This is a genomic window from Neisseria sp. HMSC066H01 (assembly GCF_001837375.1).
Lineage (GTDB): Bacteria > Pseudomonadota > Gammaproteobacteria > Burkholderiales > Neisseriaceae > Neisseria.
This window is the reverse complement of the sequence record NZ_KV832195.1, coordinates 489,067-503,408: the sequence shown is the minus strand read 5'-3', so window position 1 is coordinate 503,408 and position 14,342 is coordinate 489,067. Positions and strand designations below refer to the sequence as shown.

The 14,342-nt window shown below is 51.6% G+C and carries 13 protein-coding genes; 9 read left to right on the top strand and 4 right to left on the bottom strand.

The annotated features are described in order from the left end of the window. Positions 1 to 70 precede the first annotated feature (70 nt). The 4 genes from lptF (at position 71) to hflX (ending at position 4,798) form a co-directional block, all read left to right on the top strand. Positions 71 to 1,186, top strand: coding sequence for an LPS export ABC transporter permease LptF (lptF, locus tag HMPREF2551_RS09165; RefSeq protein ID WP_003686055.1), 1,116 nt, complete (start codon positions 71 to 73; stop codon positions 1,184 to 1,186). Then, entirely contained in the window at positions 1,183 to 2,253 is a 1,071-nt protein-coding gene (lptG, locus tag HMPREF2551_RS09160; RefSeq protein WP_070838597.1) for an LPS export ABC transporter permease LptG, read from the top strand. The genes lptF and lptG overlap by 4 nt, the downstream gene beginning before the upstream one ends. Before the next feature lie 119 nt (positions 2,254 to 2,372). Further along, positions 2,373 to 3,593, top strand: a complete 1,221-nt coding sequence (locus HMPREF2551_RS09155; RefSeq protein ID WP_283122423.1) for a glycosyltransferase — start codon at positions 2,373 to 2,375, stop codon at positions 3,591 to 3,593. A 44-nt stretch (positions 3,594 to 3,637) separates the two neighbouring features. Further along, positions 3,638 to 4,798: a GTPase HflX gene (gene hflX, locus HMPREF2551_RS09150; protein ID WP_070838595.1), complete on the top strand. Its 1,161-nt coding sequence runs from the start codon at positions 3,638 to 3,640 to the stop codon at positions 4,796 to 4,798. A gap of 68 nt (positions 4,799 to 4,866) precedes the next feature. On the opposite strand, the gene HMPREF2551_RS10765 is transcribed toward hflX, so the two are convergent. Further along, positions 4,867 to 4,992 (bottom strand): hypothetical protein, encoded by a 126-nt coding sequence (locus tag HMPREF2551_RS10765; protein WP_003678791.1) that lies wholly within the window; start codon positions 4,990 to 4,992, stop codon positions 4,867 to 4,869. A gap of 362 nt (positions 4,993 to 5,354) precedes the next feature. Here HMPREF2551_RS10765 and HMPREF2551_RS09145 point away from each other — a divergent pair, with 362 nt between their 5' ends. Beyond that, a complete protein-coding gene (locus tag HMPREF2551_RS09145) occupies positions 5,355 to 7,841 on the top strand; it encodes a heavy metal translocating P-type ATPase (protein WP_070838593.1) in 2,487 nt (828 codons plus the stop codon). A 37-nt stretch (positions 7,842 to 7,878) separates the two neighbouring features. Then, entirely contained in the window at positions 7,879 to 8,319 is a 441-nt protein-coding gene (locus tag HMPREF2551_RS09140; RefSeq protein WP_070838591.1) for a DNA polymerase III subunit chi, read from the top strand. A gap of 78 nt (positions 8,320 to 8,397) precedes the next feature. Here the strand turns inward: HMPREF2551_RS09140 and HMPREF2551_RS09135 are convergent, their stop codons facing one another. Together HMPREF2551_RS09135 and rph are read right to left on the bottom strand one after the other, a co-directional pair. Continuing rightward, positions 8,398 to 9,618, bottom strand: a complete 1,221-nt coding sequence (locus tag HMPREF2551_RS09135) for an aspartate kinase (RefSeq protein ID WP_070838589.1) — start codon at positions 9,616 to 9,618, stop codon at positions 8,398 to 8,400. Positions 9,619 to 9,789: 171 nt separating this feature from the next. Continuing rightward, on the bottom strand, positions 9,790 to 10,518 hold the full coding sequence (rph, locus tag HMPREF2551_RS09130) for a ribonuclease PH (protein ID WP_070838587.1): 729 nt from the start codon (positions 10,516 to 10,518) through the stop codon (positions 9,790 to 9,792). Positions 10,519 to 10,655: 137 nt separating this feature from the next. Between rph and HMPREF2551_RS09125 the strand changes: the two genes are divergently transcribed. Then, on the top strand, positions 10,656 to 11,543 hold the full coding sequence (locus HMPREF2551_RS09125; RefSeq protein WP_223169056.1) for a YicC/YloC family endoribonuclease: 888 nt from the start codon (positions 10,656 to 10,658) through the stop codon (positions 11,541 to 11,543). A 206-nt stretch (positions 11,544 to 11,749) separates the two neighbouring features. Then, complete coding sequence (locus HMPREF2551_RS09120; protein ID WP_070838585.1) at positions 11,750 to 12,700, top strand: bile acid:sodium symporter family protein; 951 nt, start codon at positions 11,750 to 11,752, stop codon at positions 12,698 to 12,700. A gap of 90 nt (positions 12,701 to 12,790) precedes the next feature. Here HMPREF2551_RS09120 and HMPREF2551_RS09115 read toward each other — a convergent pair whose 3' ends face one another. Beyond that, positions 12,791 to 13,336, bottom strand: coding sequence for a TIGR00645 family protein (locus HMPREF2551_RS09115; RefSeq protein ID WP_070838694.1), 546 nt, complete (start codon positions 13,334 to 13,336; stop codon positions 12,791 to 12,793). Between the two features lie 194 nt (positions 13,337 to 13,530). On the opposite strand from HMPREF2551_RS09115, the gene HMPREF2551_RS09110 reads away from it, so the two are divergent. Then, positions 13,531 to 14,301, top strand: coding sequence for a sulfite exporter TauE/SafE family protein (locus HMPREF2551_RS09110; RefSeq protein WP_070838583.1), 771 nt, complete (start codon positions 13,531 to 13,533; stop codon positions 14,299 to 14,301). Positions 14,302 to 14,342: the final 41 nt, after the last annotated feature.

The following is a 14,342-nucleotide window of genomic DNA, read 5'->3' as shown; positions in this document are numbered from 1 at the left end:
TGTGTCATGCCGTCTGAAGCCTTATGAATAAATATAGGTTTCCCATAAACCGTATACCACGCTCAATCTTATGATTTACCAAAGAAACTTTATTAAAGAACTTTCCTTTACCGCCGTCGGCATCTTTGTCGTCCTCTTGGCGGTATTGGTGTCCACGCAGGCCATCAATCTGCTTGGCCGTGCAGCCGACGGGCGTGTCGCCATCGATGCCGTGCTGGCCTTGGTAGGCTTCTGGGTCATCGGCATGACGCCGCTTTTGCTGGTGTTGACCGCATTTATCAGTACGTTGACCGTATTGACCCGCTACTGGCGCGACAGCGAAATGTCGGTTTGGCTCTCCTGCGGATTGGCGTTGAAACAATGGATACGCCCGGTCATGCAGTTTGCCGTGCCGTTTGCTATTTTGATTGCCGTCATGCAGCTTTGGGTGATGCCGTGGGCAGAGTTGCGCAGCCGCGAATATGCCGAAATTTTGAAGCAGAAGCAGGAATTGTCTTTGGTGGAAGCCGGCGAGTTCAATAACTTGGGCAAGCGCAACGGCAGGGTTTATTTTGTCGAAACCTTCGATACCGAATCCGGCATCATGAAAAATCTGTTCCTGCGCGAACAGGATAAAAACGGCAACGACAACATCGTTTTTGCCAAAGAGGGCAATTTTTCGCTGACCGACAACAAACGCACGCTTGAATTGCGCGACGGCTACCGTTACAGCGGTACGCCCGGCAAAGCCGATTACAACCGCGTTTCTTTCCAACACCTCAGCCTGATTATCAGCACTACGCCCAAACTCATAGACCCTGTTTCACACCGCCGTACCATTCCGACCGCCCAACTGATTGGCAGCAGCAATCCCCAACACCAAGCGGAATTGATGTGGCGTATTTCCTTGACCGTCAGCGTTTTGTTGCTGTGCCTGCTTGCCGTGCCGCTTTCCTATTTCAATCCGCGCAGCGGCCACACCTACAATATTTTGATTGCCATCGGTTTGTTTTTGGTTTACCAAAACGGGCTGACCTTTCTGCGCAATGCCGTGGAAGACGGCAAAATCCATTTCTGGCTCGGACTGCTGCCTATGCACATCATCATGTTTGTGATTGCCGTCGTCCTGCTGCGCGTGCGCAGTATGCCCAGCCAACCCTTCTGGCAGGCGGTTGCCAAAAGTCTGACATTGAAAGGCGGAAAATGAACCTGATTTCACGTTACATCATCCGCCAAATGGCGGTTATGGCGGTTTACGCACTTCTTGCCTTCCTCGCTTTGTACAGCTTTTTTGAAATCATCAACGAAGTCGGCGATCTTGGAAAAGGCAGCTATAACGGCGCAAAATTGGGGCAGTATGTTTTAATGCAGATGCCTGCGCGCGCCTATGAACTGATGCCGCTTGCCGTTTTGATCGGCGGCCTGATTTCCCTCAGTCAACTGGCTTCCGGCAGCGAGCTGACCGTTATCAAAGCCAGCGGCATGAGCACCAAAAAGCTGCTGTTGATTCTGTCGCAGTTCGGACTGATTTTCGCCATTGCCACCGTTGCGCTTGGCGAATGGGTTGCCCCCACACTGAGCCAAAAAGCCGAAAACATCAAAGCCGCCGCCATCAACGGCAAAATCAGTACTGGCAATACCGGCCTTTGGCTAAAAGAAAAAAACAGCATCATCAACGTGCGCGAAATGCTGCCCGACCATACGCTTTTGGGCATCAAAATTTGGCAGCGCAACGATAAAAACGAACTGACCCAAGCGGCAGAAGCAGAATCAGCCGTTTTGAATCCCGATGGCAGCTGGCAGCTGAAAAATATCCGCCGCAGCATATTGGGCGAAGATAAAGTCGAGGTTTCTACCGCCGCCGAAGAAAACTGGCCGATTTCCGTTAAACGCAACCTGATGGACGTATTACTCGTCAAGCCCGACCAAATGTCTGTCGGCGAATTGACCACCTACATCGACCATCTGGAAAAAAACAACCAAAATACCCAAGTCTATGCCATCGCATGGTGGCGCAAGCTGGTGTATCCCGTTGCCGCATGGGTGATGGCGCTTGTTGCCTTCGCCTTTACCCCGCAAACCACGCGCCACGGCAATATGGGCTTGAAACTTTTCGGCGGTATCTGTCTCGGTTTGCTGTTTCACTTTGCCGGACGGCTTTTCGGCTTTACCAGCCAGTTGTACGGCGTGCCGCCGTTTTTGGCAGGTGCATTTCCGACGGTTTTGTTTGCACTGTTGGCGGTGTATCTGATACGCCGTCAGGAAAAAAGATAAGGCAAAATCAACTTCAGGCCGTCTGAAAGGCAATCTTCAGACGGCCTGAGTATTTTGTGTGCAAAAAACAAAATGCTAAAGTAAAATAATACCTTTCCAAACCAATGCGGCTATTGAAAATGTCCCAAACCATCTGCTTGAATATGATTGTCAAAAACGAAGCGGCAATCATCGAAGAAACACTGGCCAACATCACAGACCACATCAAACTTGACTACTACGTCATCAGCGACACCGGCTCGACCGATGATACCGTCGGCGTGATCCGCCGCTTTTTCGATGCAAAGGGCATCGCGGGCGAGATTCATCATGATGGTTGGCAAAATTTTGCATACAACCGCAATCAGGCTTTGAAACACGCAAAAGACAAAACCGATTACGTGTTGATTTTTGATGCGGACGACCGCTTTGAAGGCAAATTGGAATTGCCCGAGCTGACAGCCGACCGCTACCGCCTCCGCATGAGAAATGCCATGGGCAGCGTGGTTTATTACCGTCCGCTGTTGTTGCGTAATGACGGAACATTCTACTGGCGCGGCGTGTTGCACGAGTTTATCGAAACCGACAAACAAGATACCAGCGAAGCCACGCTTCATGGCGACTATACGGTTCTTAGCGGCCGTTTCGGCGCACGCAGCAATATGGCGAACAAATACCTGCTTGACGCGGTTTCTTTGGAAAAAGCGTTTTACAGCCCTGAAGATGAAGACCTGAAACCGCGTTACGCCTTTTATGCGGCACGTTCTTATTGGGATTCCGATATGCCCGAGCGCGCGAGCGAATGGTTTAAAAAACGCATCGAGTTGGGCGGTTGGGTCGAAGAAGTAACGGTTTCTTACCAACAGCTGGGCGAGTGCTACAAATTAATGGGCAAACGCGATGAAGCTTTGGCGACTTGGCTGGCAGGCTACGATTACAACCCGCGCCGTGCAGAGTGTCTCTATCTTGCGCAAACCATGCTGCGTCAGGAAGGGAAATACCGTATTTCCCATGCAATCGGCCTGATGGCGAAACGCATTCCGTTCCCGAAAGACGATATTCTTTTTGTCCAAAACAATGTTTATCAGTTGGACATCGACTATGAATTGTCGGTTACCGCTTATGCGGCCGGCGATTTGCGCCAAGGTTATGAGTCTTGCCGACACTTGCTCTTGCTGAATGTACGCGAGGCATTGACCACGGTGACTATGCAAAATATGTGGCTCTACCGCGAACACGCGCAAACCGAAACGCGCGAAGTGTTGGAGCAGCTGGTGGCCGTCATGCAGCCTTATGCCGCGCAGGGCGGACGTTTGGCGGAAGTAACCGAATATTTTGCCGATATTTTGAAAAACCGTTAATCAGGACTTTGCCCCGGCTATAAGGCCGTCTGAAAGGAAATTTTTTGAGCAAGCGCAACCTGTTTTCCGTCGATAAATCTTTGGAAAAGCCCGAACGCGTCCTCTTGGTCGGCGTGATGCTGACGGCGGACTATTCCGGTGCGAACGAAACGCGCGAGCGCGGCTTCCAGACGGCCTTGACTGAAGCGGCAGAATTGGTGGGCGCGGCCGGCGGCGATTTGGTTTCTATCGAAACTTCACGCCGCGACAAACCGCATCCGGCTTTGTTTGTCGGTACGGGCAAGGCAGAAGAGTTGGCGGCAGTGGTCAAGCAGCATGATGTCGGGCTGGTCGTGTTCAACCACGAACTCACGCCGACACAAGAGCGTAATCTGGAAAAAGAGCTTCAATGCCGCGTCCTCGACAGAGTGGGTTTGATTTTGGCGATTTTTGCCAAACGCGCCCAATCGCAGGAAGGTAAGTTGCAGGTGGAATTGGCCCAGTTGAACCATTTGAGCGGACGGCTGGTGCGCGGTTATGGACATTTACAAAGTCAGAAGGGCGGCATCGGCTTGAAAGGGCCGGGCGAAACCCAGTTGGAAACCGACCGCCGTTTAATCGGGCAAAAAATCACGGCATTGAAAAAACAGCTTGCCGATGTCCGCAAACAACGTGCCACGCGCCGCAAATCGCGCATGAGCGGCCGTCTGAAAACCTTTGCCATCGTCGGCTATACCAATGCCGGAAAATCCAGCCTGTTCAACCGTTTGACTAAAGCGGACGTATTGGCGAAAGACCAATTGTTCGCCACTTTGGATACCACTGCGCGCCGGCTGTTCCTGTCGCACGAGGCGAGCGTGATTTTGACCGATACCGTTGGCTTCGTCCGCGATTTGCCGCACAAGCTGGTGTCGGCGTTTTCCGCCACTTTGGAAGAGACGGCGATGGCGGATGTGCTACTGCACGTCGTTGATGCGTCCAATCCCGATTTTGAACGGCAAATGGACGATGTCAACGAAGTCTTGGAAGAAATCGGCGCGCATGAAATTCCGCAATTGGTGGTGTACAACAAAATCGATTTGCTGTCGTCGGGCATGCGTGAAGCAGGCATTTTGCGCGACAATTCCGGGCAGGCAGTCGGCGTGAATGTTTCCGTTGCCGAAAGTTTGGGCTTGGACGGTTTGCGCGAATCGATGATTGAATTGGCCGTACAGCCAAGTGCTTGATAGTATGGAATGAAACAAGGCCGTCTGAATATTCAGACGGCCTTACCGTAAAATTCTAAATCTGAGGATTATGCCGACAGAGGGCTTTTCTTTTTGAACACGCTTTCGTAAAGCATCCAAGCGGCGAGGCTCAGGTATACGGTGCTGGACAAAATGCCGATGACGGCAAAAATAGGCATAAGGCGATCAATCATGGTGAGGTTTCCCAATAAGTTAGTTTTATAAGTAAATGTGTGTTTTTTTGATTTCCGTCTTCGCGGAATGCCTAAAGTATGCTGCTTAAATGGATTGAGGTCAATAAAGAATGTATCGGGATTTTTAAAAAAGTTCCATTTTTACATTAAAATAATCGGAAGTTTTTAAAGATAAACGGTATTTATATATTACCGTTCATCGTTTGATAAACGGTCAATACTTTGTTTTCCATATTTTTTATAAAATCCGACAGCCTGTTAATTCAAAATTGAATGAAAAGAGGCGGAAAAACGCTTTTTGCTAAAATGTAACACCCTGGGACGGTTATTTCAGACCGTCTGAAAAATAAATCGAACACATAATGACATCTCCCACACATCCCCAAAAAAACTGTTTCCATTGCGGACTGGAAGTCCCCGAGCATCTGCATCTGACGGTTCGTTTTGAAGACGAAGAACACGAAACCTGCTGCGCCGGCTGCCAAGCGGTAGCGCAGAGCATTATTGATGCCGGTTTGGGCAATTATTACAAACAGCGTACCGCCGACGCGGAAAAATCCGAATTGCCGCCGCCGGAAGTGTTGTCGCAATTAAAGCTGTACGATTTGCCCGAAGTGCAGGCGGACTTTGTCGAGGTCGGCGCAGGGGATGAGCGCGAGGCGGTATTGATGCTGGGCGGCATTACCTGCGCCGCGTGTGTGTGGCTGATTGAGCAGCAGTTGTTGCGCATGAAGGGCGTGGTGCGTGTGGATTTGAATTACAGCACACACCGCTGCCGCGTGGTGTGGGACAGCGCCCACATCGAATTGTCGGATATTTTGCTGAAAATCCGCCAAACCGGTTATACCGCTGCGCCTTATGATGCGCAAAAAATCGAAGCGCAGGCGCAGAAAGAGCGCAAGCAGTTTATCGTCAGATTGGCCGTGGCCGGTCTGGGCATGATGCAGACGATGATGTTTGCCCTGCCGACTTATTTTTACGGCGGTGACATCGAGCCTCTTTATTTGGAAATCCTGCATTGGGGCGGCTTTTTGATGGTGTTACCCGTTGTGTTTTACAGCGCGTTGCCGTTTTACCGCGGCGCATGGCGCGACTGGAAAAACCGCCGTGTCGGCATGGATACGCCGATTGCCATTGCTATTGTGATGACCTTTATCGCGGGTATTTACAGCCTGGCTACCAACGCAGGGCAGGGTATGTATTTCGAATCCATCGCCATGCTGCTGTTTTTCCTGTTGGGCGGGCGTTTTATGGAACAGATTGCCCGACGCAAAGCAGGCGATGCGGCGGAGCGGTTGGTCAAGCTGGTTCCAGCATTTTGCCACCGTTTGCCGTCTTATCCGGAAAGCGAAGCCATTGAGGAAGCCGCAGTCGTCCGCCTCAATATCGGCGATACGATTGTTGTGAAGCCCGGCGAAGTCATTCCGGTGGACGGTACGGTTTTGTCCGGAGAGAGCGAAGTCAACGAAGCCATGTTGACCGGCGAAAGCCTACCCATCGTGAAAAGGCCGTCTGAAAAAGTAACCGCCGGTACGCTCAATACCAGCAGCCCTTTAATCATCCGCACCGACCATACCGGTGGCAACACGCGCCTGTCCCATATCGTCAAACTGCTCGACCGTGCGCTGGCGCAAAAACCGCGTGCCGCCGAGTTGGCTGAAAAATACGCGTCCAGTTTTGTGTTTGGCGAACTCTTGCTTGCCATTCCTGTTTTTATCGGCTGGGCTTGGTATGCCGACGCGCACACTGCCTTGTGGATTACCGTCGCCCTATTGGTCATTACCTGCCCGTGCGCCTTGTCGCTCGCGACTCCGACCGCGCTGGCCGCTTCGACCGGTGCGCTGGCCAAAGACGGCATTCTCATCAGCGGCAAACAAAGCCTGGAAACCCTCGCCCAAATTGACGACGTCGTGTTCGATAAAACCGGTACGCTGACCAAAGGGCAGCTTTCCGTCAGCCGGATGTTGTCCGCAGGCCGTCTGAACGTAGCCCAAGCCCTTGCTATTGCCCAAGCATTGGAGCAGCAATCCGAACACCCTATCGCCCGTGCCATTTTAAACCATACGCTTTCAGACGGCCCTGTATCCGCGTTTGATGTGAAAGTGCAGCAACGGGTCAACCGTATCGGACACGGTGTCAGCGCACAAATCGAATTGGATGGCGAAACCCAAGTGTGGGCTTTGGGCAAAGCGGCGTTTGTTGCGGAAATTGCCGGTAATCTGCCTGAAACATTTGCCCATATCGACCACACAGGCGGCATTATTTTCTTGGGCAATCAAAGCGGTTTTCAGACGGCCTTTTTGCTGGAAGACCAAATCAAAGACAGCGCTGCTGAGATGTTGCAAAACCTGAAGCAACACGGCATCCGTCTGCACCTTTTAAGCGGCGACCGACAGGCTGCCGTCGCCCAAGTCGCGCAAGAGCTGGGTTTGGATGCCTATCGTGCCGAAGCCACGCCGGAAGACAAGCTGGCTTATGTAGAAAATCTGCAAAAACAAGGGCGTAAAGTCATGATGATCGGCGACGGTATCAACGATGCCCCCGTCCTTGCCCAAGCTGACGTGTCGGCAGCCGTGGCCACGAGTGCCGATGTGGCGCGCGATGGTGCCGATGTGGTTTTGCTCAATGATGATTTGAACGTTTTGCCCGTGATGATGGAACAGGCACGCCGCACCCATCAAATCATCCGCCAAAACCTGACTTGGGCGAGCGCATACAATCTGGTTGCCGTTCCGCTGGCCGTGTTTGGTTACGTGACCCCGTGGATCGCCGCGCTCGGCATGAGTTTCAGCTCGCTGCTGGTGTTGGGCAATGCCTTGAGATTGTTGAAAACCAAAAGGGTCGTCTGAAAACGGCCAATCCATTGCTCAAACGAAAGAATACGCCATGCCTAAAGCCACTTTTTATACACACGTCGCCCGACCGGCCGCCTTTGCCTGCCGCCTGATTGCGCGCGCCATACGCGATGGCGGGCAGATTTTGGTATGGTCGGATTCCGCTGAGGCAGTGCAGCAACTAGATGTTGATTTGTGGCAGCAGATTCCCGAAAGCTTTATTCCGCATGAAGTCTGGCTGCCTACCGACCCCCTGCCGTCTGAAACGCCTGTATTGCTTGCGTTTGGAAACGTATTGCCGAATATTCCGCAAGATTGTACGGTTTTAAACCTGTCTGCCGATTTTTGGAGCCAAGCCCCGGCCATTCCAAACCGTATCCTTGAAATTGTGGGCAACAGCTTAGAAGATTTGGCCGAAGCCCGAGACCGTTTCCGAGCTTATCGTCAGAGCGGATTTGAGATTGAGCATTTTTCGAGAGAAGGGAAGGATTGAGTGTTGAAACAGCAAAGTTTTAATATAAAAGGCCGTCTGAAACTTTATCGTTTCAGACGGCCTTTTGATTGGCTGGAATTAGTTGCCCAAGTCGAATGCTTTGTGTAGAACGCGGGTAGCCAGTTCCATGTATTTTTCATCAATCAGGACGGATACTTTGATTTCGGAAGTTGAAATCATTTGGATGTTGATGCCTTCTTCTGCGAGGGTGCGGAAGATTTTGGCTGCTACGCCGACGTGTGAACGCATACCCAAGCCGACTGCGGAGACTTTGCATACGGTGTCGTCGCCGTCGATGCAGGCGGCACCGATGCTGTCTTGGCGTTGTTGCAGTAGTTCGATGGTTTGTTTGTAGTCACCGCGTGGAACGGTGAAGGAGAAGTCGGTTGTGCCTTCGCTGCCGACATTTTGGATGATCATATCAACTTCGATGTTGGCATCGGCCACTGCGCCGAGGATTTGGTAGGCAACGCCGGGTTTGTCAGGTACGCCGCGCACGTTGATGCGGGCTTGGTTTTTATCGAATGCGATACCGGTTACGGCAGCTCTTTCCATGTTTTCGTCCTCTTCAAAGGTAATTAAGGTGCCGTTGCCGCCGTCTTGCAGGCTGCTCAGTACGCGCAGGCGCACTTTGTATTTTCCGGCGAATTCTACTGAACGGATTTGCAAGACTTTCGAGCCGAGGCTTGCCAATTCGATCATTTCTTCAAATGTAACCGTATCCATGCGGCGCGCTTCGGGTACGACGCGCGGATCGGTGGTGTAAACGCCGTCCACGTCGGTGTAAATTTGGCATTCGTCGGCTTTGAGGGCTGCGGCGATGGCAACGGCGGAAGTGTCCGAACCGCCGCGGCCGAGGGTTGAGATATTGCCTTCGCTGCTGATGCCTTGGAAACCGGCTACGATAACGACTTTACCGGCGGCTAAATCGGCACGCATTTTTTTGTCGTCGATGTTTTCAATGCGGGCTTTGGTGTGGGAAGTGTCGGTTTGGAGGGCGACCTGCCAGCCGGTGTAGCTCTTGGCGTCAACGCCGATGTCTTTCAGGGCCATGGCCAGGAGGCCGATGGTTACTTGTTCGCCGGTAGCGAGAACGACGTCGAGTTCGCGCGGATCGGGATGCTCTTGCATTTCGTGCGCCAGTGCGACCAGTCGGTTGGTTTCGCCGCTCATGGCGGATACGACGACTACGATGTCGTGTCCTTCGGCGCGGGCTTTGGCGACACGTTTGGCTACGTTTTTGATGCGTTCGGGCGAGCCTACTGATGTGCCGCCGTATTTATGTACGATTAACGCCATGTTTCGTGCTTTCTTGTGGGGGTTATCGGGCAGCTTGGTTTGCTGGAAAAAGGGTTATTATTACTATTTTTTACATGGAATTCAAGGATAGAACGCGCTTTTTTGAGTAAATGCGCATAAAAGGATTTTGTTGAAAAAGGCCGTCTGAAAGTTTTCAGACGGCCTTGCTGATTATCGGGCAAAAAGGGCTGCCTGCTGGTGTTGAACCAATTCGGCAATGCCTTTATGCGCGAGGGCAATGAGTTTGCCCAATTCTTCGATGCTGAACGGTGCGCTTTCGGCCGTACCTTGGATTTCGATGATTTTGCCGGATGCGGTCATGATGATGTTAACGTCGCTGTCGCAGCCTGAATCTTCGGGATAGTCCAAGTCCAAAAGCGGTACACCGCCCACCACGCCGGCGGAAACGGCGGCAACGGCTTCTCGGATGGGGTTTTTGCTGATAAGGCCGTCTGAAAGGAGTTTGTCTACAGCGATTTGCAGGGCAACGTAGGCGCCGGTAATGGAGGCGGTACGCGTGCCGCCGTCGGCTTGGATGACGTCGCAGTCAATCAGGATTTGGCGTTCGCCGAGTTTTTCCATATCGACGACGGCGCGCAGCGAGCGGCCGATCAGGCGTTGGATTTCTTGTGTGCGGCCGGACTGTTTGCCCGCGGCGGCTTCACGGCGCATACGGGAGGCGGTGGAAGCCGGCAACATGCCGTATTCGGCCGTTACCCAGCCTTGTTCTTTACCGCGCAGGAACGGGGGAACATTTTCGTCGATGGAGGCAGTGCAAATCACTTTGGTGTTGCCGCACTCGATAAGGCAGGAGCCATCGGCGTGGGGAAGAAAGTTTGGGGTGATTTTGATGTTGCGCAGGCTGTCGGCGGCGCGGCCGGTGCGTGTGTAGTCGCTCATGATGGTCCTTTGGGGAAATAAAAAACAGGTTGCCTTGAATTATAGAGGAATTTGGCGGCAAAGGCCGTCTGAAAATCGGCGGTCGGGTGTGTTATAGTATCCGTACTTTCACTCGTATTTGGAAACGGAGTAAAACCATGGCTACAAGACGAAATATTCAAATCCACAGCATGACCGGCTTTGCCAATGCCGCAGGCGAATGCGGCGGCAAGCGGATTAATTTGGAAATCCGCGCGGTCAACCATCGTTATTTGGATGTCCAATTCCGTATGCCGGAAGAGTTGCGCTATTTGGAAGGCGCGTTGCGCGAGCAGATTGCCGCAGCCGTGGCGCGCGGTAAATTGGAATGCCGCATCCAGCTTCAGGATGCCTCCTCGGGCGGACAGACTTTGGAGGTCAATCAGGATTTGGTTGCCCAACTGGCGCATTTGAACAAAACTTGGCGTAAGGAGCATGATTTTGCCAAATTGAGCGTGGCCGATGTTTTGCGTTTTCCCGGCGTTTTGGCGGGTCAGGGCGAAGATGCCGAAGCTTTGGCCAAAGGCGTTAAAGATTTATTGACCAGCGCGTTGAAAGAGTTTGCAGCAGCTCGCAAACGTGAAGGCAAAAAACTGGGCGAGCACCTGCTGCAACGTCTGGACGGCATGGAAGAGATTGTGGACGCTTTGAACGAATTGTTCCCCAGCCTTCTGCAGGCGCATATGGACAAAGTCAAAGCCCGTTTGGCAGAAGCCGTCGGCAATATTGACAACGACCGCTTGCAACAGGAATTTGCTTTATTCATCCAAAAATCCGATGTAGATGAGGAATTCAGCCGTTTGCGCACCCATATCGCCGAAGTGCGCCGCATCGTTACCGAAGGCAAGGGCAGCGTAGGCAAACGTTTGGATTTCCTGATGCAGGAGCTCAACCGCGAAGCCAACACTTTGGGCAGCAAGGCCATCGCCGCCGAATGCACGCAAGCTTCGGTTGAACTGAAAGTCTTAATCGAACAAATGCGCGAACAGGTTCAAAATATCGAATAAATCGATAACGAACAGATAAAACAAGGCCGTCTGAAAAGTTTCAGACGGCCTTTGTGTCGATATGGGGCGGAACCGGTTGAGTTTATTTTTAAACATTATTGGAGGCGGGCATTTCCTGTTTCGTGACCGTCATTGCGCACAAGAGTTAACATATGTTAAATTATGGCAATTATTGTCATGATAAGAACATACAAAGGAGTAAAAACATGAACTTTCTGACCGCTATCAGTCGGCAAATGACCCGCTTCACCGCCCTGATCATCATTCTTGCCTCCATCATCGCCTTTATCGAACCTGCTACGTTTTCGTGGGTAAAAGGCGATACGCAAGTCGTTGTACTCGGCATCATCATGCTCGGCATGGGCATGACTTTGGGTAAGGAAGATTATCAAATTCTGGCGCAGCGTCCGCTCGATATTTTTATCGGCGCAATCGCCCAATACACGATTATGCCCCTGCTCGCCATCGGTATTGCCAAAGCCTTCAATCTTTCGCCCGGATTGACGCTGGGTTTGGTTTTAGTCGGTACTTGTCCGGGCGGTGTTTCGTCCAATATTATGAGTTTTTTGGCTAAAGGCGATGTTGCCTTTTCGGTCGGCATGACTACTGTTTCCACCGTCCTCGCTCCTGTGATGACGCCACTGTGGATGACTTACCTGGTCGGACAAACCGTTGAAATGGACGGCTGGGGTATGTTCAAATTTATGCTGCTCGTTACCCTGTTGCCTGTTGTGATCGGTTCTGCCGCCAATATCTTGCTGCATAAAAAACATTGGTTTGAAGACGTGCGCGCGATTATGCCTGCCGTTGCCGTTATCGCATTTGCCTGTATTGTTGGCGGCGTTGCTGCCGTTCATGGCCATCGTTTCGCCGAATCTGCTTTCGTGATGGTACTCGCCATAGCTGCACACAACATCGGCGGCTACATCCTCGGCTATTACAGCGGCGCGCTGACCGGTATGAACACTGCCAAAAAACGTACTCTTGCCATTGAAGTCGGTGTGCAAAACGCCGGACTCGCCACCGGTTTGAGTGCTAAATTCTTCCCCGGTAATGCTGAATCCGCCGTTGCCGCCGCCGTTGCCTGCGTTTGGCACTCTGTATCGGGAACGGTTTTGGGCAACTTGTTTGCCTGGTGGGACAAGCGTAAGCAATAAGTTGAAAGTGTCGGTTTCAAACATTGCCCAATAATCAAAAGGCCGTCTGAACGTATAGTTTTCAGACGGCCTTTTGATTGCCTTTTATTATCAATGTGCTTTATGTACCGTGCTGTACACGATTTTATCTGTTAAAGCCATGGCGAGGGCGGAAATCAGGAAGCAGATGTGGGTAATACATTGCCACATGATTTGTTTTTCCGACAGATTAGCGGCGTTGAGGAAGGTTTGCAGCAGATGGATGGAGGAAATACTGATGATGGACATCGACAGTTTGACCTTCAAAACCGAAGCATTGACGTGGCTGAGCCATTCGGGTTGGTCGGGATGTTCGTTAATATGGAGTCGGGAAACAAAGGTCTCGTAGCCGCCAACAATGACCATGGTCAGCAGGTTGGCAATCATCACGACATCAATCAGGTTCAATACGGCGATCATGATGGTGTTTTCATCCATGATGCTGAAATTGGATACCAAGTGCCACAAGGATTTGAGGAACTTACAGGCATAAATGACTTGGGCGATAATCAAGCCTATATAAATCGGCAGTTGCAGCCAGCGGCTGGCGAAAATGAAATGCGCGAAGATGCCCATTCGTTCGTGGGCTGTGCGTTTGGTCGGGGTGGAATGTTCCATAAAAGTGTTGTGTGTAGGAAAGATAAGGGGCGGTATTTTAATGGAAAAATTTTTAAGCCGCAATTTGAGCGGCTGAATTGAAAAAGAAAGGCCGTCTGAAAACAGAATATGGTTTCTTGTTTTCAGACGGCCTTTTAGGTTGTCAGGACAGGCAAACACGCGCAAAATCGCTTTGCTTTTTAGAGATAGATATTATGCTTGCAGATTCGTTTTTTTATTATCTGGTATTGGTCGGCTTTGCCGCCGGGCTGATGGATGCGGCGGTTGGCGGCGGAGGGCTGTTGCAGATTCCCGGATTGTTCAACCTATTGCCAAACGCTACGCCTGTGGCTTCGGTGATGGGTGTCAATAAATTTGCTTCCTGCTGCGGCACGTTGACCGCGACGGGGCAATATCTGCGCCGAATCCCCGTACCGTGGAAAATGTTGCTGCCTGCCGCGGCTTTGGCATTTGCCGCTTCCTATTTGGGCGCGAAAACGGTGGTGTATTTCCCCGTGCAATACATGAAACCGGCAATATTGGTCATCATGATTGCCATGTGTCTGTACACTTTTTTGAAAAAAGACTTGGGGCAGACGGTGCGCACTGAAAAGCTGACGCGCCGCGAAACCTTATGGGGCTTGTTTTTCGGTGCGTTAATCGGGTTTTACGACGGCGTGTTCGGGCCGGGAACGGGCAGCCTGCTGGCTTTCGTGTTCGTCCGCTTTTACGGCTATGATTTTTTAGCGGCCAACGCTTCGGCAAAAGTCATCAATTCGACCACTAATCTTGCCGCGCTGACATTTTTTATCCCGCAAGGCCATGTTGTGTGGGCATGGGCGATACCGTTGGCGGTGGCGAATTTGTGCGGTGGCGTGGTCGGCGCGCGCTTGGCAATACGCGGCGGAACTAAATTACTGCGTTACGGGTTTATGTTGCTGCTGTGCCTGACCATTGGGAAGTTTGCTTGGGATTTATTGGGTTGATATCGAATGAAAAAAAGGCCGTCTGAAAGTTTCAGACGGCC